The organism is Pseudomonas neuropathica, assembly GCF_051174785.1.
In the GTDB taxonomy this organism is placed as follows: domain Bacteria; phylum Pseudomonadota; class Gammaproteobacteria; order Pseudomonadales; family Pseudomonadaceae; genus Aquipseudomonas; species Aquipseudomonas neuropathica_A.
Map to the genome: position 1 here is coordinate 5,564,786 of NZ_CP195111.1, position 23,960 is coordinate 5,588,745.

17 protein-coding genes are annotated in these 23,960 nt (G+C 60.7%); 14 read left to right on the forward strand and 3 right to left on the reverse strand.

Going from position 1 to position 23,960, the window contains the following annotated elements:
• Window positions 1-91 precede the first annotated feature (91 nt).
• Together ACRRSD_RS25015 and ACRRSD_RS25020 are read left to right on the forward strand one after the other, a co-directional pair.
• The gene (locus tag ACRRSD_RS25015) at window positions 92-787 is read left to right on the forward strand and encodes a DUF1266 domain-containing protein (protein WP_435035908.1); all 696 of its coding nucleotides are present in this window, start codon (window positions 92-94) and stop codon (window positions 785-787) included.
• The gene (locus ACRRSD_RS25020) at window positions 784-3,486 is read left to right on the forward strand and encodes a DUF805 domain-containing protein (protein WP_435035909.1); all 2,703 of its coding nucleotides are present in this window, start codon (window positions 784-786) and stop codon (window positions 3,484-3,486) included. Before ACRRSD_RS25015 ends, ACRRSD_RS25020 begins: the two co-directional genes overlap by 4 nt.
• Here the strand turns inward: ACRRSD_RS25020 and ACRRSD_RS25025 are convergent.
• The 3 genes from ACRRSD_RS25025 to ACRRSD_RS25035 form a co-directional block, all read right to left on the reverse strand.
• The gene (locus ACRRSD_RS25025; RefSeq protein WP_435035911.1) at window positions 3,483-5,174 is read right to left on the reverse strand and encodes an Hsp70 family protein; all 1,692 of its coding nucleotides are present in this window, start codon (window positions 5,172-5,174) and stop codon (window positions 3,483-3,485) included. The genes ACRRSD_RS25020 and ACRRSD_RS25025 overlap by 4 nt on opposite strands.
• Window positions 5,175-5,260: 86 nt before the next feature.
• Entirely contained in the window at window positions 5,261-8,539 is a 3,279-nt protein-coding gene (locus ACRRSD_RS25030; RefSeq protein WP_435035913.1) for a sensor domain-containing protein, read from the reverse strand.
• 74 nt (window positions 8,540-8,613) lie between these two features.
• Entirely contained in the window at window positions 8,614-9,498 is an 885-nt protein-coding gene (locus ACRRSD_RS25035; RefSeq protein WP_435035915.1) for a LysR family transcriptional regulator, read from the reverse strand.
• A 140-nt stretch (window positions 9,499-9,638) separates the two neighbouring features.
• Between ACRRSD_RS25035 and leuC the strand changes: the two genes are divergently transcribed.
• From leuC to ACRRSD_RS25095, 12 genes are all read left to right on the forward strand, one after another.
• On the forward strand, window positions 9,639-11,057 hold the full coding sequence (gene leuC, locus ACRRSD_RS25040) for a 3-isopropylmalate dehydratase large subunit (protein WP_007913443.1): 1,419 nt from the start codon (window positions 9,639-9,641) through the stop codon (window positions 11,055-11,057).
• A gap of 11 nt (window positions 11,058-11,068) precedes the next feature.
• The gene (gene leuD, locus ACRRSD_RS25045; RefSeq protein WP_435035917.1) at window positions 11,069-11,713 is read left to right on the forward strand and encodes a 3-isopropylmalate dehydratase small subunit; all 645 of its coding nucleotides are present in this window, start codon (window positions 11,069-11,071) and stop codon (window positions 11,711-11,713) included.
• 147 nt (window positions 11,714-11,860) lie between these two features.
• The gene (locus tag ACRRSD_RS25050; protein WP_435035919.1) at window positions 11,861-12,628 is read left to right on the forward strand and encodes a class I SAM-dependent methyltransferase; all 768 of its coding nucleotides are present in this window, start codon (window positions 11,861-11,863) and stop codon (window positions 12,626-12,628) included.
• A gap of 54 nt (window positions 12,629-12,682) precedes the next feature.
• Window positions 12,683-13,765 (forward strand): 3-isopropylmalate dehydrogenase, encoded by a 1,083-nt coding sequence (gene leuB, locus ACRRSD_RS25055; protein ID WP_123592837.1) that lies wholly within the window; start codon window positions 12,683-12,685, stop codon window positions 13,763-13,765.
• Between the two features lie 66 nt (window positions 13,766-13,831).
• Window positions 13,832-14,944 carry an aspartate-semialdehyde dehydrogenase gene (asd, locus tag ACRRSD_RS25060; RefSeq protein ID WP_007913448.1) on the forward strand — a complete coding sequence of 371 codons (1,113 nt, stop codon included), beginning with the start codon at window positions 13,832-13,834 and terminating at the stop codon, window positions 14,942-14,944.
• A gap of 244 nt (window positions 14,945-15,188) precedes the next feature.
• Window positions 15,189-16,199 carry an aspartate-semialdehyde dehydrogenase gene (locus ACRRSD_RS25065; protein ID WP_435035921.1) on the forward strand — a complete coding sequence of 337 codons (1,011 nt, stop codon included), beginning with the start codon at window positions 15,189-15,191 and terminating at the stop codon, window positions 16,197-16,199.
• 208 nt (window positions 16,200-16,407) lie between these two features.
• Complete coding sequence (locus tag ACRRSD_RS25070; protein ID WP_435035923.1) at window positions 16,408-19,059, forward strand: FimV/HubP family polar landmark protein; 2,652 nt, start codon at window positions 16,408-16,410, stop codon at window positions 19,057-19,059.
• A gap of 268 nt (window positions 19,060-19,327) precedes the next feature.
• Entirely contained in the window at window positions 19,328-20,152 is an 825-nt protein-coding gene (gene truA / locus ACRRSD_RS25075) for a tRNA pseudouridine(38-40) synthase TruA (protein ID WP_034152768.1), read from the forward strand.
• 65 nt (window positions 20,153-20,217) lie between these two features.
• Window positions 20,218-20,844, forward strand: a complete 627-nt coding sequence (locus ACRRSD_RS25080) for a phosphoribosylanthranilate isomerase (RefSeq protein ID WP_435035924.1) — start codon at window positions 20,218-20,220, stop codon at window positions 20,842-20,844.
• Window positions 20,845-21,048: 204 nt separating this feature from the next.
• Window positions 21,049-21,969 carry an acetyl-CoA carboxylase, carboxyltransferase subunit beta gene (gene accD / locus ACRRSD_RS25085; RefSeq protein WP_016984535.1) on the forward strand — a complete coding sequence of 307 codons (921 nt, stop codon included), beginning with the start codon at window positions 21,049-21,051 and terminating at the stop codon, window positions 21,967-21,969.
• Window positions 21,966-23,273, forward strand: coding sequence for a bifunctional tetrahydrofolate synthase/dihydrofolate synthase (folC, locus tag ACRRSD_RS25090; RefSeq protein ID WP_435035927.1), 1,308 nt, complete (start codon window positions 21,966-21,968; stop codon window positions 23,271-23,273). The genes accD and folC overlap by 4 nt, the downstream gene beginning before the upstream one ends.
• Window positions 23,257-23,907, forward strand: a complete 651-nt coding sequence (locus ACRRSD_RS25095; protein ID WP_435035929.1) for an SPOR domain-containing protein — start codon at window positions 23,257-23,259, stop codon at window positions 23,905-23,907. Before folC ends, ACRRSD_RS25095 begins: the two co-directional genes overlap by 17 nt.
• The last annotated feature ends 53 nt before the right edge of the window (window positions 23,908-23,960 follow it).

Below are 23,960 nucleotides of genomic sequence, written 5' to 3' on the forward strand. Positions count from 1 at the left end.
TGTTCGACTTTGCCGCTGGCGGCGGTTTCTCTACAATCCGCCGCAGTTTTGCCGACCCCATTCCTCACCGGTCGGCCTGGAGCCTTTCTTCATGGACGATATTCAACAGCGCTGGCTGTGCGCCCTGTCTGCCCCCATGGCGGCAATCAATACCGGCGCCAGTTACGACGACCCCGCGTTCTGCGACGATCGCTACATCGATCTGCAGGACAGTTGGGGTATCGATGATCGTGGGCAACTGTTCGACATGCTCGAACGGATGACCGACGACGGCCATGCCAAACACCTCAGCGCGGCCTATCGGGCCTGGCAGCGTTGTCTGCCGAGTGAATGGCAGACCTTGCTGGAAAATCTCCCGGCGCGTGAACGCATTCTGCATGAGTTTGCCAGCCGCACCTTCGGCAGTTGCGGGCCGGGCGGGATATTGTCCTGGGACTATGGCCGCATGGGCTTTCTCTTGCGTTGCGCCGTGCGCAATCAGTGGATTGATCTGGACGAAAGTAACTGGCTGCACAGTCGTTTGGCCCTCAGAGCGCAATTTCACTACGGTAGCTGGATGGCTTATTTCGATGGTTTCGTGGTGGGCCGGACGTTTTGGTCGTGCCTGAGCGCCAGTGACGATGAGCTGGCGCGCGAGCTGGATCGGCAAGGGGCCAACGCCCTTAACGTGCGGATTGCCCGTGGCCTTGCCGAGAACATCCCTCGGTTTCTGGCTGATTTGCCATGGCACATGGAAATTGACCTGCCGCCACGTCCAGCATCGCTCAAGGAGTTCGACTGGTCATGAGTTGCTGGATCCGCTTGGGCATCGAGCCCACGACTGACGAAACCCTGATTCGCAATGCCTACCGCGCACGCTTGCCGGCGCATCACCCGGAGACCGATCCGCAAGGCTTCCAGGCGTTGCGCATGGCCTATGAAAACGCCCTGCGACTGGCGCGAGAGGAAGAGCACGAGGAAGAAGCGTACGAGGAAGATCCCGTAGCGTCAGAGCGGCAGGTGGTTGAGGTTCCGCGCACGTTCGTGGATTTCTGCGAGTTGCTGGATGATCCCGCTCGCCGGTTCAATTTCGCCGCGTGGCAGGCATTTGTCCGGGGTCTGGATGAGCTGCCGCTGGAGGTGCTCGATGACCTCAGCTGGGGGCTTTACCACCGGCTGGCTGACGCCGGCCCGCTGTCGTACCGCTGCGCGAATCTGCTGGCCAAACGTATGGCCTGGGCTCAACAGCTGCTGGATCTGCAGTACGAAGACGCCCATCAGGTGGAATCCTTTCTGCAGCGAATCGAAACACCTGACCCGTTCGATACGGATCTGATCAGCACATGGTCAGAGGCGGCGCAGACCGAATCGCTGTGGTACGCCCGGAGTCTCGACTTCATCTTCGCCCAGCGCCCGCTTCATGAGTTCGCCGACTTCGCGGGTCGGCACACGTGTATACCGTTGCCGGATGATGCCGCGTTCTTCAAGCGTGTGTTGGTGCAGTTCACTCAGGCGGGAATCGGCGTGCCGATATTTTTCCAGTGCTGCGTCGAACAGCAGCTCGCAGCGCCGGATGATGTGGACTGGCTTTACCTGTTGGCGTCTCATAGCAGTCTGCTGGGCCGGGATGATCAGGCATTGCCGTGCTGGATCCGACTGTGGAACGAACATCGTCATCCGATGGCGGAAAGCCGCCTGCTGGAGTTGTGTGCCAAGCGACAGCCGACTTTTCTCCCGCTGCTGATTCAGGCATTTGATCGTCTGGAGGACTGCTCTGACTGGTCGAAGAATCTCGGTGATCACTGCCAGGTATATGGCAGCCCGTCACAACATCCCGAGACGCTGAATCGTTGGCTGGGTGTCGGCAGGCTAAAGCTTGATAGCCTTGCGCATAGCTTTGTCGAGTGGCAGATGACCGGTGATGAACTCCCGTTGCTCGCGCAGTTGCTGGGCGAAAACGCCGACAGCCGATTGCTGCATCTGTACCGGCACGCCTGGGCATTGCATCGGGGAGATTCGGCGTTGCTGCAGCAGATTGTGGATGCGCCGCTGCCGATCGATGCCCTCGAAAACCTGGTGATGAGCGGCTTCAAATATCAGGCTGAGCAACACTTGCGCTGGTTGAGCAGGGCACCGATTGCACAGGCCATGAGTGCTTTCAGTGGCGCGGATTCAAGTCCGCGGCCATTGCCGTCGGAGCTGACTGCAGGCGAGCTGCACAAGGTCTGCCGGCTGTGGTTGCGGCGCTTGCGGCCCTACAGCGAGGCTGCGCTGGAGCGCGTGGGCGAAGCGTTCAAGCTGGGAGCGGTCAAAGACGACTGCGACTTGACCGAACTCGACTTGATGCTCCAGTTGAGCCGTCGCGGGATTCAGCTGCCGCCGGTCGGGCTGGGGGAAGCCACATGGGAGTGGCATGCTCAGACCTTGTTTTTACTGGCGCTGCTGGAGCAACCCGAGCGCTGGTTGCAAATGATTGATGCGCCGTGCCTGGAGCGCCTGGCATTCAATCCGGCCCATCCGTTGAGTCGCCTGCAACCTCTGTTACGGCGCTTGCAACGCGAACATGGTCATTGCGCCGGTCTGCTGGGATGGCTGCAAGGCAATGATCCGGTGCACGGTTTGCTGGTGCAGCGATTGTTCAGCGTACAGCAGGCTCTGGACAGCGCGCGGTTGCCTGCCAATACGCTGCTTTACACCTGCCTCGAAAGCGATCGTGCTGCCTGCGGCGACGATTTGCTGGGGCTGATGATGTTCTGGAGCGTGCTCTATCACGACCCAAGCCTGAGTGCCGAGCAGCATCGTGCATTGCTGCAGTCAATCGCGGCGGTCAGTTGTGAGGACGCCTGGTTCGAAGGCTTTCGCGACGGCTTGATCAAGGGCGAACCGGTATGGCCGCCGCGCAAAGTGCTTACGGATTTTGGCGTCGACAAATTGCTCGCTTACGAGGCACTGGACTCGCTCAAGGGCTTGATTCGTTATGCTGCTGCCGGGGTGCCGAAATCCCGGGTGTTGCGGCAGTTGCAGCAGGGCAAGGACGATGTGCAGAACAGCATCGGCCTGCGCCTGGCGCTGTGCGCCTTGCTGTCCTGGTCAGAGCGTTTGCTGTTGGCGAACAGCGATGCGCAGCCGGTACCCGCGACCGCAATCTGGCGTCTGGGATCGAGATTGGGGCGTAAGGCGTTTATCGCTCAGGTCTTGGCCTGCGTGGTGATTGCGCCGGTGGCCGGGCTGATCAGTGGCACCACGGGCGCTGGCATTCTTATCCTGTTACTGGGCGTCCTGCTGGTGTTCGGCGCGATTTTGCGCCGCTTGCACGACATGGGCCGGGGCATTCCGACGTTGCTGATCTTCATGGCGCTGACGCCGGTTCTGCCATTCCTGCCATTGGTGCTGTTCGGAATGCCCGGTGACAAGTTGCCCAACCGCTATGGTGTGCCGTCGGACAGCGGCGATTCCGAAATGCTGTCCGGCGGCTTGCAGGCTGCCTTGCGGCGGCTCAACGGTTAGAGACGCAGTTGATCCAGCGCCTTGTTCAGCTCTGAGCGATGGCTGGCTATTTCTGAGGGGTGCTGGCCGCCGAGCACGCTGGTGAAGTTGTGCAGCCATTCGGCAATGTGCTCGCGTTGCGTGCCGAGGCTTTGCATCCATGCCCGCTCCAGGCGGGCGAGCAACGTGCGGTTGGGCAACGCGTCGCGTGGATGGACTTTCAGTGTGGACAGGCGGTTATGGCTGTCTCGGCGCGCTTGCTCGTCCAGACCGGTGGGGCTGCGGTCGATGCTGTGACTGTGGCGCTCACCGGTTTCGAGCAGGGTGACGTCGACTTCGAGCAAACCGTTGATGTCATAGCTGAAGCGTACGTCCAGCTCCTGGATGTGTTCAGTGGGCGTCAACGTCACATCGAAAGCATCAATCAGAATGTTGTCGCAAACCCACGGCCGTTCACCCTGATAGACGGCGATGCGCAGCAGCGATTGCTTAGGCTGGGTGGTGTAATAGCGCTCCACCCTTGACGTCGGAATGATGGTGTTACGTTCGATGATGGGCGAGAAGGCACCTTTGATGTCTTCGCCACGCATGGTCGCAATCCCCAGCGTATACGGGCAGACATCCGTCAGAATCAACTCTTCAACCGCCCCGTCACGCGCCTTGCACGCCGCTTGCGTCGCTGCCCCCAGCGCAACAATGGTATCCGGATCAAGATGCCGGTAAGGCAGGCGCCCGAACAGCGTGGCGACCATTTGCTGCACCGCCGGCATGCGCGTGGCGCCGCCGACCAGCACCAGGCTGTCGAGGTCGCGGGGCTTGAGGCGAGCATCACGCAGCGCCTGTTCGATTGGCGCGCGCAAACGCGCCAGCAACGGTTCCCAGATTTTTACCGCCGCCGCTTCGTCCAGTGACCATTCGAAGGTCTTGTCGGCGTGGCGCCAGCTCAGGTGTTGAGTGCCTTCGCCAAGTTTGCATTTGAGCTGCTCAAGGGCATCACCGAGGCTGGCCATGCTTTGCGCATCGACCATTGCCGGGGTCAGTTGCCAGTGTTTCAGGCAGGCCTGCAACAGGGCGGTCGTGAAGTCCTCGCCGCCGAGAAAGTTGTCGCCGGTGGAGGCGTGCACTTCGATCAGCGGCAAAGCGTATTCCAGCACCGTGACGTCGAACGTACCGCCGCCAAGATCGAAGATCAGCGTGCGTTCGAACTTCTGCTCATGCAGTCCGTAAGCCATGGCGGCGGCGGTCGGTTCGTTGATCAGACGCGTCACCGAGAGCCCGGCCAGTTCAGCGGCAAACAGCGTGCGTTTGCGTTGTTCGTCACTGAAATATGCCGGCACGGAAATCACCGCTTCCGACACCGGGTGGCCGAGAAAGGCTTCGGCGTCCTGCTTGAGTGAGCCGAGCACCAGCGCCGACAACTCTTCCGGACTGAACTGGCGTGCACCGAGCTGGACTTGTTTATCGCTGCCCATGAAACGCTTGAACGCTGCAGCGCTGCGATCCGGGTGCGTGGTCAAGCGAGCGCGGGCGGCTTTGCCGACCAGAATCGTGTCGTCTTCATCGAGGCTGACCACCGATGGCGTCAGAATCTCGCCCAGAGCGTTGGGAATCAGCCGGGCCTGACCGTCCTGCCAGACGGCGATCAGGCTGTTGGTGGTGCCAAGGTCGATGCCCAGCAGAGCCGGGCGGGGGAGGGTTGCATCCTGCATGACAGATCTCGAAACGGCGCAAAAAACGCGACCCTACAGGTTGCCGCAAATCGTGGCAATTGCGCGTCTGTTGCAACGTGCACCGGTTATGGCAGGAGCTTTTTCAGATCCTCCAGCGCGACCGGTCGACTGTGCAGATAACCCTGATACAAATGGCAACCCAGACCTTGCAGGAACGCCAGCTGCTCCGGGGTTTCCACGCCTTCGGCAATCACCTCCAGCTCAAGGCTGCGCGCCATGGCGACAATCGCGCGAATAATCTCGGCATCGTTCGGATCGGTTGTCGCATCGCGGATAAACGACTGGTCGATTTTCAGCGTGTCGACCGGCAGACGCTTGAGGTAAGTCAGCGACGAATAACCAGTGCCAAAGTCATCCATGGCGAAACTCACGCCGAGCTTTTTCAGCCGGCGCATTTTGCTGATGGTGTCTTCCAGATTCTGGATGACGATGCCTTCGGTGATCTCCAGTTTCAGCAGCGAGCAAGGCAGGCCATGGCTGCTCATGCTGTGTTCGATGCGCTCGACGAAATCGTTCTGGCGGAACTGTCGCGGGCTGATGTTCACGCACAGGCTGAAATTCAGCGGATCGACCAGCTTCAGCGCAATCAGTTGTTTGAAGGCATTGCAGGCTTCGTCGAGGATCCACGTGCCGACTTCGAGAATCAGACCGCTGTCTTCCAGCACCTTGATGAACTCGGTGGGCGACTGCGCACCCAGCTCCGGGTGATTCCAGCGCACCAGGGCTTCGGCGCCGATGATGCGGTTGTCCTGCGCGTCGACCTGCGGCTGGAAGTGCACATTGAATTCACCGCGCGACAGCGCCAGCCGCAGGTCGGTTTCCATGCGCAGCCGCTCGCTGGCGGCTTTCTGCATGGTGTTGTGATACATCTGCGTGGTGTTGCGCCCGGAATCCTTGGCTCGGTACAGGGCGATGTCGGCGCGTTTGAGCAGATCGGTCGGCGTCGAGCCGTGGTCGGGAATCAGCGCCACACCAATACTCGGGGTCACTTGCAGGCGTTGGCCGTCGAGGAACATCGGTTCCGAGAGCAATTCGCGCAGGGTGTCGGCCAGATCGCGCACCTGCGCGCTGACTTCGTTGCGCGAGCCTTCGAGGCCGCTGAGCAGCACGACGAACTCATCGCCACCGAGGCGCGCGACGGTATCTTCCATGCGCACACTGGCTTCAAGTCGCGCGGTGATGATCTTCAGTACCGTGTCGCCGACCGGGTGACCGAGAGAATCGTTGATGTGCTTGAAATGATCGAGATCGAGAAACAGCAAGGCCCCGCGCAGGTTGTGGCGTCTGAGCAGGGCGATCTGCTGGCTCAGGCGATCCATCAGCAAGGCGCGGTTGGGCAGGTTGGTCAATGGGTCGTGATAGGCCAGGTGCCGAATCTGCGCCTCGGCGTTTTTCAGCAGGCTGACGTCCCGCGCGGTCAGCAGCAGGCACGCGGTTTCATTGAGGGTGATCGGCTCGATCGAAACCTCCACCGTCAGCAACTCGCCGCGCTTGTTGCGGCCGAGCATTTCCTGATGGTGCACGCGGCCCTTGATCTGCAGCTCGGCGAGTAATGCCGAGCGCTGCTTTTCTTCGGCCCAGATACCCACCTGATAAACCGTTTTGCCCACGACTTCTTCAGCGCGATAGCCAGTGAGACGGCAAAAACCGTCGTTGACCTCCAGATAACGTCCGGTGTCGCGTTCGGTGATGGTGATCGCGTCGGGGCTGGAGTGGAACGCCTTGGCGAATTTCTCTTCACTGGCTTTCAGCGCCGCTTCCGAGCGCTGCTGCTGAGTGATATCGCGCAGGGTGGTGACGATGCAGGGCTGATCGCCGACGCTGATCTGCCGGCTGGAAATCACACAGGTCAGCGACTGGCCGTCCTTGTGCTGGACGATGATCGCGACGTTGCTCAAACCCTGTTCGCGAATCACCCTTTCGATGCGTTGCAGACTTTTTGCCGATGCGTCCCACAGGCCGATTTCTTCGGCGGTGTGGCCAATCACGTCGGTGGCGCTCCAGCCGAAGGTCTGGGTAAAGCTGTTATTGATTTCGATGAACTCGCCACTGTCCTGGCGGGTGACGCAGATCGGGTCGGGGCTGACCTGGAACAGCGTGGCGAATTTCTCTTCCGAGGCCACCAGCCGTTGCTCGCGCTCGACCTGATCGGTGATGTCGAGCAGCGTGCCGGCCATGCGCAGCGGCGCGCCGTTGTCGTCACGGTAGAGGCGGGCGCGGCTTTCCAGATAGCGCGAGCTGCCGTCCGGCAGTTGCACGCGATAGGTCAGTTGATAATTGCCCGCCGGGCCTTCGCGCAGACTGCGGTAGGCATCGCGCATGCTGTCGCGCTCTTCGCCGGGCACGCCTTCGAAAAACTCGTCAAACGATTCATGAAACGGTATCGGTTCGAGCCCGTGCAATTGCGCGGCCCGCGCCGAGCCGTAGAGCATACCGCTGGGGATGTGCCAGTCCCAGGTGCCGAGCTGTGCCGAGTCCAGTGCCAGATCAAGGCGTTCCTGGCTGTCCTTCAAGGCGTGTTCGGCGGCTTTGCGTTCGGTGGTGTCGAGGAATGTGCTGAGCAGATACGGCTGGCCTTCGAGTTCGACTTTCTGCGCACTGAGAATACCGTCGTGGATCTGCCCGTTGCTGGCGCAGAACTGCACTTCCATGGCGATCAGCTCGCCTTTGGCTTTGGTCTTTTTCACCAGCTCTGCGCGTTGTTCCGGGTGCACCCACAGACCCAGTTCCAGCGTGGTGCGACCAATGGCGCTTTGTACCGGCCAGCCAAACAGGCTTTCAAAATACTGATTGGCTTCGCTGATCAGGCCGTCTTCCTGTCGGGTCAGCAAGACCATGTTGGGACACAGGTGAAAAAGTGTCGCGAAACGTTTCTCCGAACTGCTCAGCGCCTGTTCGCGCTGGCGTTGGTGGGTGATTTCACGAATCACCCCGATCATTCGGGGGCGGCCGTTTTTATCCGGCAGCAGGCTACCGCTGATCTCCAGCCAGTGCAGGCTGCCGTCAGGCCAGCGGATGCGGTGGTGCATCGCTTGCTCCAGCGGTGCGCCGGCGATCACCGCGTGGAAGGCGCGAATTGTTTTTGCGCGATCTTCCGGGGGTAGCAAATCAAGGTATTCAAGGTCCGCCGGCAGGGGTTGCCGTGGATCGAAACCGAACAAGGCCTGGGTGCCGCGCGACCAACTGATCTGCCCGCGCTCGATGTCCCAATACCAGGCGCCGAGCCGCGCGCCGTTGAGCGCCGCCAGCAATTGCGGCGCGCTCTCCCAGCTCTGCTCGGAATGTCGCGGGTCAATCGCCTGAATACGCGGCATCGGCGGAATTCGGTCAACAGATTTCGGCATCGTGGACAGGCCTTGAGCTGATGGTGGCGTTAGGCACAGGGGCGGCGGCTCTATAGGAGTAGCACAAGTTGGCCTCAAGTCCCTGGCAGATCGATTTGTGCATCCAGTAAGGCCATAAAGGCCCGCGCCGCATTCGAGAGCGTCCGTTCGGTGTGCAGGATATAGCCTAGCTGGCGACTGAGCTGTATGCCCGGCAAAGCGATGCTTGCCACCTGATCGTCGAGCATGGTGCGCGGCAAAACGCTCCAGGCCAGACCGATCGAGACCATCATCTTGATGGTTTCCAGATAGTTGGTGCTCATGGCGATGTTCGGCGTCAGGCCTTGGGCCTCGAACAAGCGTTGGACAATGTGGTGAGTGAAGGTGTTGCCGCCGGGGAACACGGCCGGATGACCGGCAATGTCGGCCAGATTGACGGGGCCGTTGCTGATCAGCGAATGCTCCGGTGCGACCACGAAATCCAGTGGGTCGTCCCATACCGGCGTGGCTTTGACCAGTGCGTGAGGCTCCGGCGCCAGGGTGATGACCGCCAGTTCTGCGCGGCCATGGAGAATTTCTTCGTAGGCCACTTCCGAATCGAGAAACTGAATATCCAGCGCCACCTGTGGGTAGCGACGGGTGAATTCCCGCAACAGCGGCGGCAAACGGTGCAAACCGATGTGGTGACTGGTGGCCAGGGTCAGGCGCCCGCTGACTTCGCCGGTGAGATTGGTCAGGGCGCGGCGGGTGTCGTCGAGCACGTTGAGAATCTGATAAGCCCGGGGCAGCAGGGCGCGGCCAGCCTCGGTCAGGCCGACTTCACGGCCTAGCCGATCGAACAGGCGCACCTTCAATTGCTGCTCCAGCCCGGCGATGCGTTTGCTGATCGCCGGCTGCGTCAGGTGCAGCCGTTCGCCGGCGCCGGAGAAACTGCCGGTCTCGGCAATCGCGATAAAAGCGTTGAGGTTGGCCAGATCCATGTTCGTATTCCAGTTGGTTATCCAAAGCATAAAAAATATGAATTTGAGTTATTTAATCTAACCCCATAGGATCGGCCTCACAAGCCAAAGGGTTATTGATAAGCCCAGGGCATAGAAACAAGCTGATGAGGAACCGTCTGATGGCCGGCAAAACGCTCTACGACAAGCTCTGGGATTCGCATTTGGTCAAGCAGCGCGACGATGGCTCGGCGCTGATCTATATCGATCGTCACATCATCCACGAAGTGACCTCGCCGCAAGCCTTCGAAGGTCTGCGTCTGGCCGGGCGCAAGCCTTGGCGTATCGATGCCAACATCGCGACCCCGGACCACAACGTACCGACCACCCCGGAGCGCAAGGGCGGCATCGCAGCCATTGCCGATCAGGTCTCGCGTTTGCAGGTTCAGACCCTCGATGACAACTGTGATGAATACGGCATCGTCGAGTTCAAGATGAACGACGTGCGCCAGGGCATCGTCCACGTCATCAGTCCGGAGCAGGGCGCGACCTTGCCGGGCATGACCGTGGTCTGCGGCGACTCGCACACCTCGACTCACGGCGCTTTCGGTGCACTGGCTCACGGTATCGGCACTTCCGAGGTCGAGCACGTGCTCGCCACCCAGTGCCTGGTCGCGAAGAAAATGAAGAACATGCTGGTGCGCGTTGAAGGGCAATTGCCGTTCGGTGTGACCGCCAAGGACATCGTCCTCGCGGTGATCGGCAAGATCGGCACCGCCGGCGGGAACGGCCACGCCATCGAGTTTGCCGGCAGCGCGATCCGCGATTTGTCCGTTGAAGGCCGCATGACTATCTGCAACATGTCCATCGAAGCCGGTGCCCGTGTTGGCCTGGTGGCAGCGGATCAGAAAACCGTCGACTACGTGAAGGGCCGTCCATTCGCACCGAAAGGTGAGCAGTGGGACATGGCCGTCGAGGCCTGGAAAGATCTGGTCTCCGACGCCGACGCCAAATTCGACACCGTGGTTGAGCTCGACGCCGCCCAGATCAAGCCGCAAGTCAGCTGGGGCACTTCTCCGGAAATGGTTTTGGCCGTTGACCAAAACGTGCCGGACCCGGCCAAAGAAATGGATCTGGTCAAGCGCGACTCGATCGTCCGCGCCTTGAAATACATGGGTTTGACTGCCAATCAGGCGATCACCGACATTCAGCTGGATCGCGTGTTCATCGGTTCCTGCACCAACTCGCGGATCGAAGACTTGCGCGCTGCGGCGGTCATCGCCAAGGGCCGCAAAGTCGCTTCGACCATCAAGCAAGCGATCGTGGTGCCGGGCTCGGGTCTGGTCAAAGCGCAGGCTGAAGCTGAAGGTCTCGACAAGATTTTCCTCGAAGCCGGTTTTGAATGGCGTGAACCGGGTTGCTCGATGTGCCTGGCGATGAACCCGGACCGTTTGGAGTCCGGCGAACATTGCGCCTCGACCTCCAACCGTAACTTCGAAGGCCGTCAGGGCGCCGGTGGCCGTACCCACCTCGTCAGCCCGGCCATGGCAGCTGCGGCAGCGGTGAACGGTCGTTTCATCGACGTTCGTGAATTGATTTAAAGGAGCGCAGCATGAAAGCTTTTACCCAGCACACTGGTCTTGTCGCGCCTCTGGATCGTGCCAACGTCGACACCGACCAGATCATTCCGAAGCAGTTCTTGAAGTCGATCAAGCGCACCGGCTTCGGCCCGAACCTGTTCGACGAATGGCGTTACCTTGATGTGGGGCAGCCGTATCAGGACAACTCCAAGCGTCCGCTGAACAAGGACTTCGTGCTCAACGCCGAGCGTTATCAAGGCGCCAGTGTGTTGCTGGCCCGCGAGAACTTCGGTTGCGGTTCCAGTCGTGAACACGCGCCATGGGCGCTGGAAGAATACGGTTTCCGCAGCATCATCGCGCCAAGCTACGCCGACATCTTCTTCAACAACAGCTTCAAGAATGGCTTGCTGCCGATCATCTTGAGCGATGCGGAAGTCGACGAGTTGTTCAAGCAGGTCGAGGCTGAGCCGGGCTATCAATTGCAGGTCGATCTGCAAGAGCAGACCGTGACCCGTCCGGATGGCAAGGTGTACAGCTTCGAGATCGATGCGTTCCGCAAGCACTGCCTGTTGAACGGTCTGGACGATATCGGGTTGACCTTGCAGGACGGTGATGCGATTGCGACGTTTGAGGCCAGGCATCGGGTTAGTCAGCCGTGGTTGTTCCGCGACGCATAAGCAAGTTTTAAATTGATGCAGTTCAGGCTGGCCTCTTCGCGAGCAAGCTCGCTCCCACAGGGGAATGCATTTCAAGTGTGGGAGCGAGCTTGCTCGCGAAGGCGGTAGTCCAGGCAATACAAGGCTAAAACCCAGAAGGATGTGACCATGACCAGCACCGCCCAGCACACCCAGGTCGTACAAAAGCAATTCGGTGAACAGGCCGCCGCCTACCTGAGCAGCGCCGTACACGCGCAAGGCACCGAATTCGCTCTGCTACAAGCTGAGCTGGCCGGGCAGGGCGAGGCCCGAGTGCTGGACTTGGGCTGCGGCGCCGGTCACGTAAGTTTCCACGTCGCACCGCTGGTCAGGGAAGTGGTCGCCTACGACCTGTCGCAGCAGATGCTTGATGTGGTCGCCGCCGCGGCCGTTGATCGCGGTTTCACCAACATTGCCACGGTCAGCGGCGCCGCCGAGCGCCTGCCGTTTGCCGATGGCGAGTTCGACTTCGTGTTCAGCCGTTATTCGGCGCATCACTGGAGCGATCTTGGTGTGGCCCTGCGCGAAGTGCGTCGTGTGCTGAAGCCGGGCGGTGTGGCGGCGTTCGTGGATGTGTTGTCACCGGGCAGCCCGTTGTTCGACACTTACCTGCAAAGCGTCGAAGTGCTGCGCGACACCAGCCATGTGCGCGATTATTCAGGCGCCGAGTGGTTGCGTCAGGTCAGCGAGGCCGGTTTGCATGTGCGCAGCACCACGCGTCAGCGCCTGCGTCTGGAGTACAGCAGTTGGGTTGAGCGCATGCGCACGCCCGACGTGATGCGCGCGGCGATCCGCCAGTTGCAGCAGTCGATGGGCAACGAAGTGCGCGAATATTTTGAGATTGATGCCGACGGCTCGTTCAGTACCGATGTGATCGTACTGATGGCCGAGCGATAAGAATTTTTCCGGGCGTGCCGGTAAAGGCGCACCGACTGAAAACACGAGGAAAGCATGAGCAAGCAGATTCTGATTCTCCCAGGTGACGGTATTGGTCCGGAAATCATGGCCGAAGCGGTCAAGGTGCTGGAGCTGGCCAACGACAAGTACAGCCTGGGTTTCGAGCTGAGCCATGACGTGATCGGTGGCGCCGCCATCGACAAGCACGGCGTGCCGCTGGCCGATGAAACCCTCGACCGTGCCCGCGCTGCTGACGCCGTGTTGCTGGGCGCTGTCGGTGGCCCGAAATGGGACACTATCGAGCGTGATATCCGCCCTGAGCGCGGCCTGCTGAAAATCCGTGCGCAACTGGGCCTGTTCGGCAACCTGCGTCCGGCGATTCTGTACCCGCAACTGGCCGACGCGTCGAGCCTGAAGCCGGAAATCGTTGCCGGTCTGGACATCCTCATCGTTCGCGAGCTGACCGGCGGTATCTACTTCGGCGCGCCGCGCGGCACCCGTACCCTGGAAAACGGCGAACGTCAGTCCTACGACACCCTGCCGTACAGCGAAAGCGAAATCCGCCGCATCGCCCGCGTCGGTTTCGACATGGCCATGGTCCGTGGCAAGAAGCTTTGCTCGGTGGACAAGGCCAACGTGCTGGCCTCCAGCCAACTGTGGCGTGAAGTGGTCGAGCAAGTGGCCAAAGACTATCCAGAAGTCGAACTGAGCCACATGTACGTCGACAACGCCGCCATGCAACTGGTGCGTGCACCAAAGCAGTTCGATGTGATTGTCACCGACAATATGTTCGGCGACATTCTGTCCGACGAAGCGTCGATGCTCACCGGTTCCATCGGCATGCTGCCGTCGGCCTCGCTGGACTCCAACAACAAGGGCATGTACGAGCCTTGCCACGGTTCCGCTCCGGACATCGCTGGCAAAGGCATTGCCAACCCGTTGGCGACCATTCTGTCGGTGTCGATGATGCTGCGTTACAGCTTCAATCTGCATGACGCGGCCGATGCCATTGAAAAAGCCGTTAGCGTTGTGCTGGATCAAGGCCTGCGTACCGGTGACATCCATTCGGCCGGTTGCAGCAAAGTCGGTACGCAGGAAATGGGCGACGCAGTAGTCGCCGCGCTGCGGAATCTGTAATCTCTCGGGCCCGCTGCGAAATTCAATACAAAGCAGCGGCCCACTTTTCAAGAAGGTGTAGTTGCGATGAAACGTGTAGGTCTGATCGGTTGGCGCGGGATGGTCGGTTCCGTGCTCATGCAGCGGATGCTGGAAGAGCAGGATTTCGATCTAATCGAGCCGGTGTTTTTCACCACGTCCAACGTCGGTGGCCAAGGCCCGTCCGTGGGCAAGGACATTGCTCCGCTCAAGGATGCTTACAGCATTGACGAGCTGAAGACCCTCGACGTGATTCTGACCTGCCAGGGCGGCGACTACACCAGCGAAGTGTTCCCCAAGCTGCGCGAAGCCGGCTGGCAGGGTTACTGGATCGACGCGGCCTCGAGCCTGCGCATGAACGATGACGCGGTGATCATTCTCGATCCGGTCAACCGCAAGGTCATCGACCAGCAACTCGACGCGGGCACCAAGAACTACATCGGCGGCAACTGCACCGTCAGCCTGATGCTGATGGGCCTGGGCGGTCTGTTCGAGGCCGGTCTGGTCGAGTGGATGAGCGCCATGACTTATCAGGCGGCCTCCGGTGCCGGCGCGCAGAACATGCGTGAACTGATCAAGCAAATGGGTGCAACCCACGCCGCTGTTGCCGATCAACTGGCCGACCCGGCCAGTGCGATCCTCGACATCGACCGTCGCGTGGCTGATGCCATGCGCAGCGAAGCCTACCCAACGGAAAACTTCGGCGTGCCGCTGGCCGGCAGCCTGATCCCGTGGATCGACAAGGAACTGCCGAACGGCCAGAGCCGTGAAGAGTGGAAAGCTCAGGCCGAGACCAACAAGATCCTCGGTCGCTTCAAGAGCCCGATCCCGGTCGACGGCATCTGCGTGCGCATCGGCGCGATGCGTTGCCACAGCCAGGCGCTGACCATCAAGCTGAACAAAGACGTGCCGATCGCTGATATCGAAGGGCTGATCAGCCAGCACAACCCTTGGGTCAAACTGGTGCCTAACCAGCGCGAAATCAGCATGCAAGAGCTGAGCCCGACCAAGGTCACTGGCACCCTGAATGTTCCGGTGGGTCGTCTGCGCAAGCTGAACATGGGTTCGCAATTCGTCGGTGCCTTTACTGTCGGCGACCAACTGCTGTGGGGCGCGGCCGAACCGCTGCGTCGCATGCTGCGGATTTTGCTTGAGCGTTGATTGCTTGAGGTAATGAAAGAACCCGTGCCTTGTGAGAGGTGCGGGTTTTTTTATGCCGATCGTTCCCACGCTCTGCGTGGGAATGCATCCCGGGACGCTCCGCGTCCCTTTACAAGCCGAACGCAGAGCGTCCGATGCGGCATTCCCACGCAGAGCGTGGGAACGATCCGGTTGGACAGAAATTGCCTGTGCGCCAGTCACCCGGTAAAGTGCCGCTCCCCCCGTTTCGCCAGAGGCTCGCACCATGACCCAGACCCTAGATATTGCCGTGATCGGCGCCACCGGTACTGTCGGCGAAACCCTCGTGCAGATTCTCGACGAACGCGACTTCCCGGTCGGCAACCTGCACCTGCTGGCGAGCAGCGAATCCTCCGGCAGCTCGGTGCTGTTCCGCAACAAGAACGTGCGCGTACGCGAAGTCGATGAGTTCGACTTCAGCAAGGTCAAACTGGTGTTTTTCGCCGCCGGCCCGGCGATTACCCTTAGCTACGCCGCCCGTGCCCACGCCGCCGGTTGCTCGCTGATCGACTTGTCCGGCGCCTTGCCGGCCGATCAGGCGCCGCAAATCGTGCCGGAAGCCAATGCCGAAGTGCTCGCCGGATTGAAGGCGCCGTTCCAGGTCAGCAGCCCAAGCCCGTCGGCCACTTCGCTGGCCGTGGTGCTGGCGCCGCTGCTCGACCTGCTCGACCTGCAATATGTCAACGTCACCGCCAATCTGGCCGTTTCCGCTCAGGGTCGTGAAGCCGTGACCGAGCTGGCGCGACAGACCGCCGAGCTGCTGAACATGCGCCCGCTGGAGCCGACTTTCTTCGATCGGCAGATGGCCTTTAACCTGCTGGCGCAGGTCGGCACGCCCGACGCGCAGGGCCACACGCTGCTGGAAAAACGCCTGGTGCGCGAGTTGCGTCAGGTGCTGGCCAAGCCTTTATTAAAGATTTCCGCAACTTGCGTTCAAGCCCCGGTGTTTTTTGGCGATAGCTTTAGCGTGACCTTGCAGTCAACCAAGGCCGTTGACCTGGTAAAGGTCAACGCTGCGCTTGAAGATGCGCCGGGTATCGAGCTGGTCGAGGCCGGTGATTACCCGACTGCTGTCGGTGATGCGGTAGGGCAGGATGTTGTCTATGTCGGTCGCGTGCGCAGTGGCGTCGACGACCCGGCGGAACTAAATCTGTGGCTGACGTCAGATAACGTACGCAAAGGCGCGGCCCTTAACGCTGTGCAGGTGGCTGAGTTGTTGATAAAAGACCTGCTGTAAAAGATACTTGGCAACAATTTGTCGACTGATTCTAGGTGAGCGCTATGCTTGCCCGGGTTGCTTGATAACGTGTCACCCTCCGGGACATTCCGGGGCATCAAAGAAATGATCGCGCGCGACATCTGTCGTCGTCGCGCGCAATGCCTTACGGCAGCGGTATTCAACATCTTCTCGCTGGCCGAGGAACGTTCAAACAAAGGATGAGGCTATGGTTCAAGTTCGCAAACTGGTGTTAGCAATAGCGGCCGCCTCGGCGCTGTCCTCCGGTATGGCGCATGCCCTCGGGCTCGGGGAGCTGACCCTGAAGTCGACCCTGAACCAGCCGCTGGTGGCCGAGATCGAGCTGCTCGACGTCAAGGATCTCACCGCTGCCGAAGTGGTGCCGAGCCTGGCTTCCCCTGAAGACTTTGCCAAGGCCGGTGTTGATCGCCAGGCCTTCCTCAACGATCTGACCTTCACCCCGGTGCTCAACGCCAGCGGCAAAAGCGTGCTGCGCGTGACCTCGAGCCAACCGTTGTCGGAGCCGATGGTGAAGTTCCTCGTGCAGGTGATGTGGCCGAACGGCCGTCTGCTGCGCGATTACAGCGTGCTGCTCGATCCGTCGAAATTCTCGCCGCAGACCGCTGACGCCGCCGCACAACCGGCGCCGTCGCAGACCATTACCGCGCCCACCACTGGCGCTACGCACCCGACGCAGTACACCACCACGCCGCGCGACACCTTGTGGGAAATTGCCGCGAAGGCGCGCAATGGTGGTTCGGTGCAGCAGACCATGCTGGCTATTCAGGCACTGAATCCGGATGCGTTCATTGGCGGCAACATCAATCGTCTGAAAACCGGTCAGGTGCTGCGTCTGCCGGATTCGGTGCAAAGCACTGCGCTGCCGCAATCGAAAGCGATTGCCGAGGTCGCGGCGCAGAACGAAGCCTGGCGCACGGGCCGTCGCTATGTGGCCAAGCCCGGCAGCGGTCAGCAACAGCTCGATGCGACCAGCCGTGGTCGCGGCAATACCGCTGGTGCACAGAACGCCCAGGACAATCTGAGCCTGGTCTCCGCCGAAAGCGCCAAGGCGCGCGGCAAAGGCCCGGCAGGTGACGCCCAGGCTTTGAGCAACAAGCTTGCGGTGACTCAGGAAAACCTCGACACGACCCGTCGTGACAACGAAGAACTGAAAAGCCGCATGTCCGATCTGCAAAGCCAGATGGACAAGCTGCAAAAGCTCATCGAGCTGAAGAACAATCAACTGGCGAAACTGCAGGCCGAAGGCGCGGGCGCTGCGCCGGCCGCGAACGGCGCAGTCGCACCAGTTCCGGCGATCACTGCTGAGCTGGCTGCCACACCGCCGGCTACTCCTGCAGAAGCAGCGCCGACTCCAGAATCTGCCATTGCGCCGCCTGCCGAGACGCCGGTTGAGCCTGTGGTCGAACCGGTTGTCGAAACCACGCCTGCCGCCGATGATGAAAAGACCTTCAACGAACTGCTGACCAATCCGATCCTGCTGGGTCTGGTCGGTGGTGGCGCAGTCGTTCTGCTGCTTCTGCTGTTGCTGCTGGCGCGTCGCCGCAAAGCCCAGCAGGAAGCCGAGAAACATCTGCGCATGGCCCGTGCGCTGTCTGAAGAGCAAGAGTTCTCCGCTGAGCAGGATCTGCCGGAAAGCAGCTTCGAAGGTCTCGAGACCCCAGCGGCGAGCGTCAAGCTCAACACCCCGGCGCCTGCTCCTGCTTCCGTCGTGGCTCCGGTAGTGGCGCCGATCGTTATGGCTGAGCCGATTGCCGCGCCGCTGGTGGCACCGGCCGCCGAGCGTTCCGATGATGTGCTCGACAAGGCACAATCGCACATTAACGCCGGTCGCCTGAATCAGGCTGCCGCGCTGTTGGAAGAGGGCGTCAGCCTGGAGCCGCAGCGCAGTGATCTGCGTCTGAAGCTGATGGAAGTCTACGGTCAGCAGGGCGATCGCGATGCTTTCGTTGGTCAGGAGCGTCAGCTGGTGGCCAATGGCGACAACTTCGCCAAGGTCGAAGAGCTGAAAAGCCGCTTCCCGGCCATGGCCGTCGTCGCTGCCAGTGGTCTGGCCGCTGCTGCCGTGGCTGCCGAGCTGGACGCGCAATACGTAAAGGATCTGCTGCTGGATGAGCCTGAAGCACCCGCGCCGGCGCCAGTGGAAGACGACCTCGACAGCGCATTTGATCTAAGCCTGGACGATCTCGACAACATCACGCCGGTCGAGCCTGCGCCGGTGGTTGAAGCAGAAGCGCCGGTCGAGCTGGACGAATTCCCGTCTGACGATGACCTGAGCTTCGAATCGGTGCTGCAACAGCAGACCGAGATCAAAGAAAACCTGGACGACCTGTCGGACTTTGACCTGGATATGGACCTGGGGGCCGAGCCGGCGCCTGCGGTTGATCTGGCGGACGATGATTTCCTGCTGGATCTGGACGAAGGCGTGAAGGATCTGCCGCCGGTCGAGGCGCCGGTGGTGGCTGACGTGCCACAGGATGATCTGGAACTGCCGGCTGATTTCGATCTTTCGCTGGCCGATGAAATGGACATCAACCCAGCAGCAGAACCGGATACGTTCGCGGCCGAACTGGACGACGTCAACGCCGAGCTGGATCGTCTGTCGCAAAGCATCGCCGAACCGACCTTCACCGAAGCTGATGCGATGAAGGGTGACGATCTTGGCGAAGATGATTTCGACTTCCTCGCCGGCACCGACGAAGCCGCGACCAAGCTTGATCTGGCTCAGGCCTACATCGACATGGGCGACAGCGATGGCGCACGCGACATCCTCAACGAAGTGTTGACCGAGGGTGACGAGAAGCAGCGTGGCGAAGCCAAGGACATGCTGTCTAGCTTGTAGTAAGTCCAGCGATAAACGAAAGCGGCAGCCCATTGAGGCTGCCGTTTTTGTTTCGGTTGGATTATGTGTTGTCTGATTTGCCGTCTTTGCGAGCAGGCTCGCTCCCACCTTTGCAATGCATTCCCTGTGGGAGCGGGCCTGCTCGCGAAGCGGGCGGCACTGCTGATAGAGAACTCTGGCATCCCCGGTCCACAGCCTTATAATGCCCGCCTTTGCACAAACAGCAGGCTGTCCCACCTTGGCAAACATAGATAACCCGGTCGCCGAAATGGCCCCCGACGGCTTTTACCGCGTCGCGCTGGGCGTTGAGTACAAAGGCTCGCGCTACAGCGGCTGGCAGCGTCAGTTGACGGGTGTGGCGACGGTGCAGGAAGAGCTCGAAAAGGCCTTGTCGAAAGTCGCCAACTCACCGGTTTCACTGCAGTGCGCCGGGCGCACCGACGCGGGCGTGCATGCCTGCGGGCAAGTGGTGCATTTCGATACAACCGTTGATCGTTCGCTGAAAGCCTGGGTCATGGGCGCCAACATCAATCTGCCCCATGACATCAGCGTCAGCTGGGCGCGGGTGATGCCAGCGCATTTTCATGCGCGGTTCAAAGCCATCGCCCGGCGCTATCGTTACGTGATCTACAACGATCAGATCCGCCCGGCGCATCTCAACGAAGAAATCACCTGGAACCATCGTCCGCTGGACGTCGAGCGTATGGCCGAGGCCGCGCAATACTTGATCGGCACCCATGATTTCAGTGCGTTCCGCGCTGGTCAGTGTCAGGCCAAATCGCCGATCAAGAAGATGCATCACCTGCGCGTGACGCGCCACGGCAAGATGATCGTGCTCGACATCCGCGCCAACGCATTCCTGCATCACATGGTGCGCAATATCGCCGGCGTGCTAATGACCATTGGTGCCGGCGAGCGCCCGGTTGAGTGGATGAAGGAAGTGCTGGAAAGCCGCGAGCGCCGTTCCGGCGGCGTCACAGCGCATCCGTATGGCTTGTATCTGGTGCAGGTCGAGTATCACGACGAATTCCCGTTGCCCGAGCGTTTTATCGGGCCACATTTCCTTACGGGTTTCTCCGAACTTGACGGCTGACGCCCTCGAACGCTTTTGTTACCATCCGGGACTTTCCCGGTTTTTGCCTCGGAGTTTTTCTCGATATGTCAGCCGTTCGCAGCAAGATCTGCGGGATTACCCGCATAGAAGATGCGCTGGCCGCCGTTGAGGCCGGGGCGGATGCGATCGGGTTCGTGTTCTACGCCAAGAGTCCACGGGCAGTAACCGTGCAACAGGCGCGCGCGATCATCCAGGCATTGCCGCCGTTCGTGACCACCGTGGGCCTGTTCGTCAACGCCAGCCGCTGCGAGTTGGGGGAAATCCTCGATGCCGTGCCGCTGGATCTGTTGCAGTTCCACGGCGATGAAGTCGCTGATGATTGCGAAGGCTGGCATCGCCCGTATATCAAGGCGCTGCGGGTCAAGGCCGGTGATGATATCGCGGCAGCGGTTGATGCCTATCCAGGCGCCAGTGGCGTGCTGCTCGACACTTATGTCGAGGGCGTGCCCGGCGGAACCGGTGAGGCCTTCGACTGGTCATTGATTCCGCAGGGTCTGAGCAAGCCGTTGATTCTCGCGGGCGGTTTGACCCCAGAGAACGTTGCAGGCGCCGTGGCTCGGGTAAAACCCTACGCGGTAGACGTCAGCGGTGGGGTAGAGGCGAGCAAGGGCGTCAAGGATCACGCAAAGATTCGCGCGTTCATTGATGCTGTACGCAAAGCGCCATATTGATGTGACGGCTGGCAGTCTGCCGCCGTCCATCAATGCACTTGCACAAAGCAGGCGCGGCTGAGGGTTTCTGGATCGCACGCAGGTCATGTTTCGCGCTGACCGTGGCTGTCCATCAACCATCGCCACACACATGAATTTAGCTGAAGGGCATACGCGGGGCTGCGAACCAGAGCGTTCGGGCCGCCGGTACTGGAGAAAGAAAGCATGAGCAACTGGTTAGTAGACAAACTGATCCCTTCGATCATGCGTTCCGAGGTCAAGAAGAGCTCGGTGCCTGAAGGTCTGTGGCACAAATGCCCGTCCTGCGAGGCGGTGCTGTATCGTCCGGAGCTGGAAAAGACCCTGGACGTTTGTCCCAAGTGCAACCACCACATGCGCATCGGCGCACGTGCACGCATCGACATCTTCCTCGATGCTGAAGGTCGCAACGAACTGGGTGCCGATCTGGAGCCGGTTGACCGTCTGAAATTCCGCGACGGCAAGAAGTACAAGGATCGCCTGACCGCTGCCCAGAAGCAGACTGGCGAGAAAGACGCGCTGATCTCCGTCAGCGGCACTTTGCTGGGCATGCCGGTGGTGGTTTCGGCATTCGAATTCAGCTTCATGGGTGGTTCGATGGGCGCTATCGTCGGTGAGCGCTTCGTCCGCGCTGCCAACTACGCGCTGGAAAATCGCTGCCCGATGATCTGCTTCGCCGCCTCCGGTGGTGCGCGCATGCAGGAAGCGCTGATCTCGCTGATGCAAATGGCCAAGACCTCGGCTGTGCTGGCGCGTCTGCGTGAAGAAGGCATCCCGTTCATCTCCGTGCTGACCGACCCGGTCTACGGTGGTGTTTCGGCAAGTCTGGCGATGCTCGGCGACGTCATCGTCGGTGAGCCGAAAGCCCTGATCGGCTTCGCCGGTCCGCGTGTTATCGAGCAAACCGTGCGTGAAAAACTGCCGGAAGGCTTCCAGCGCAGTGAATTCCTGCTGGAACACGGCGCGATCGACATGATCATCCATCGTCAGGAACTGCGCCCGCGTCTGGGTAACCTGCTAGCACAGATGACTGGCAAGCCGACGCCGAAATTCGTCGCCGCGCCAATCGAGCCGATCGTGGTTCCACCGGTCCCTGCTGGCCTATGACCGAGCGCACCCTTGGCGAATGGCTCGCCTACCTTGAGCAGTTGCATCCTTCGGCCATCGACATGGGCCTGGAGCGTTCACAACAGGTAGCGTCCCGCATGGGGCTGGGCCAGCCGGCGCCTCGGGTGATTACGGTCACCGGCACCAACGGCAAGGGTTCGACCTGCGCTTTCGTGGCTTCATTGCTGCGCGCGCAGGGTCTGAGCGTTGGTGTCTACAATTCTCCGCACCTGCTGCGTTACAACGAGCGGGTGCAGCTCAATGGCGTCGAAGCCACTGACGCGCAGCTGTGTGAAGCCTTCGCTGCAGTCGAGGCCGGGCGCGGCGACACTTCCCTGACTTATTTCGAAATGGGCACCCTCGCGGCGTTCTGGCTGTTTCAACAGGCCGGGCTCGATGCGGTGGTGCTGGAAGTCGGGCTGGGCGGGCGTCTGGACACGGTCAACGTGGTCGATGCCGACATTGCGCTGGTCACCAGCATCGGTGTCGATCATGCCGATTATCTCGGTGATACCCGCGAATCCGTGGCCTTCGAAAAGGCCGGAATTTTCCGCCAGGGCAAGCCTGCCTTGTGCGGCGATCTGAATCCTCCGCAACCGCTGCTCGACAAGGCACGAGAGCTGGCTTGTCCATTCTTCCTGCGTGGGCGGGATTTCGACCTCGGCATTACCGATCTGCACTGGCAATGGCGCGGTACTGATGCGCAGGGTCAGGTGGTTGAGCTGCGTGATTTGCCGCTGCTTGATCTGCCAATGGAAAACGCAGCGCTGGCGTTGCAGGCGTATCTGCTGCTCGGTTTGCCGTGGAATGCGCAGCAGATCGTCGCGGCGTTGCAGGCCACTCGCGTGGTCGGGCGGCTGGATCGCCGCTCGTTCGAGTGGAACGGCAAGCGTCTGAATCTGTTGCTGGATGTGGGCCACAACCCGCATGCCGCCGAGTACCTGGCTCGTCGTCTGGCCTCGCGGCCACCGGTCGGCAAGCGACTGGCGGTATTTGGTTTGCTGGCGGACAAGGATCTGGATGGTGTTGTCAGCGAATTGAATGCTAGTGTCGAGCATTGGGCCGTTGCGCCGCTGGATTCGCCGCGCGCACGTCCAGTGGCTGAATTAAGCGCTGCATTGCAGAACCTTGGCGCTGCGGTCACGTCTTACGACAGTGTCGCCGCCGCTCTGGAAGGGCAGTGCGCAGTGGCTACAAGCGACGACGAGATTCTGTTGTTCGGATCATTTTATTGTGTCGCCGAGGCCCTTGAATGGTTGGCCCGGCGCTCCACGGAGGAAGCGGCAAATGGCTTTGCTGGATAAAGCGTACAAGCAGCGCATGGTTGGCGCGTTGGTGCTGGTAGCGCTGGCGGTGATCTTCCTGCCGATGCTGTTTTCCCGTCAGGATGAGCAGCGTCAGGTCACCGTTGAGGCACCTGCTGCCCCGCAAGCGCCTGCCGTGCCGCAAGTGCAGATGGAGACAGTGGCCGTTCCCGAGCCGCAAGCCTTGCCGCAAGAGCCGGTGCCGACCGATGAAGAAGTCGCCGAAGACATGGCGCCTGCTGCGCCCGTCGCGCCGACGCCGACGGCTCCCATTATGATCACCAAGCCTGTTGCGCCGCCCGCGGTGGCCAAGCCGATTCCTGCGCCTGCGCAGCCGATTACCTCGGCATCGAGCAAGCCGGACACCACGCAAAGCCGCGTCGATGCCAATGGTCTGTCGGTGAGCTGGTCGGTGCAACTGGCCAGCCTGTCGAGCCGCGCCAGTGCCGAAAGCCTGCAAAAGACCCTGCGCAGCCAGGGTTATAACGCCTATATCCGTTCTGCCGACGGCAAGAATCGAGTGTTTGTCGGGCCGCTGATCGAGCGTGCCGAAGCCGATCGTCTGCGGGATCTGTTGGGTCGTCAGCAGAACCTCAAGGGTTTTGTTGTGCGCTTCCAGCCTGAGCGCGGCTAAAAACTATCGCCTCGATTGAAATGCACTGACAATCGCAGCTTACCGAGAGGCAT

Bases quoted from the DNA above. Each gene is read 5' to 3' on its own strand.
- leuD (WP_435035917.1), top strand. From the start codon at position 11,069: ATGAAAGCTTTTACCCAGCACACTGGTCTTGTCGCGCCTCTGGATCGT.
- folC (WP_435035927.1), top strand. From the start codon at position 21,966: ATGACCGAGCGCACCCTTGGCGAATGGCTCGCCTACCTTGAGCAGTTG.
- ACRRSD_RS25065 (WP_435035921.1), top strand. From the start codon at position 15,189: ATGACCCAGACCCTAGATATTGCCGTGATCGGCGCCACCGGTACTGTC.
- ACRRSD_RS25095 (WP_435035929.1), top strand. From the start codon at position 23,257: ATGGCTTTGCTGGATAAAGCGTACAAGCAGCGCATGGTTGGCGCGTTG.
- ACRRSD_RS25015 (WP_435035908.1), top strand. From the start codon at position 92: ATGGACGATATTCAACAGCGCTGGCTGTGCGCCCTGTCTGCCCCCATG.
- accD (WP_016984535.1), top strand. From the start codon at position 21,049: ATGAGCAACTGGTTAGTAGACAAACTGATCCCTTCGATCATGCGTTCC.
- leuC (WP_007913443.1), top strand. From the start codon at position 9,639: ATGGCCGGCAAAACGCTCTACGACAAGCTCTGGGATTCGCATTTGGTC.
- ACRRSD_RS25050 (WP_435035919.1), top strand. From the start codon at position 11,861: ATGACCAGCACCGCCCAGCACACCCAGGTCGTACAAAAGCAATTCGGT.
- ACRRSD_RS25030 (WP_435035913.1), bottom strand. From the start codon at position 8,539: ATGCCGAAATCTGTTGACCGAATTCCGCCGATGCCGCGTATTCAGGCG.
- leuB (WP_123592837.1), top strand. From the start codon at position 12,683: ATGAGCAAGCAGATTCTGATTCTCCCAGGTGACGGTATTGGTCCGGAA.
- ACRRSD_RS25080 (WP_435035924.1), top strand. From the start codon at position 20,218: ATGTCAGCCGTTCGCAGCAAGATCTGCGGGATTACCCGCATAGAAGAT.
- ACRRSD_RS25020 (WP_435035909.1), top strand. From the start codon at position 784: ATGAGTTGCTGGATCCGCTTGGGCATCGAGCCCACGACTGACGAAACC.
- ACRRSD_RS25070 (WP_435035923.1), top strand. From the start codon at position 16,408: ATGGTTCAAGTTCGCAAACTGGTGTTAGCAATAGCGGCCGCCTCGGCG.
- asd (WP_007913448.1), top strand. From the start codon at position 13,832: ATGAAACGTGTAGGTCTGATCGGTTGGCGCGGGATGGTCGGTTCCGTG.
- truA (WP_034152768.1), top strand. From the start codon at position 19,328: ATGGCCCCCGACGGCTTTTACCGCGTCGCGCTGGGCGTTGAGTACAAA.
- ACRRSD_RS25025 (WP_435035911.1), bottom strand. From the start codon at position 5,174: ATGCAGGATGCAACCCTCCCCCGCCCGGCTCTGCTGGGCATCGACCTT.
- ACRRSD_RS25035 (WP_435035915.1), bottom strand. From the start codon at position 9,498: ATGGATCTGGCCAACCTCAACGCTTTTATCGCGATTGCCGAGACCGGC.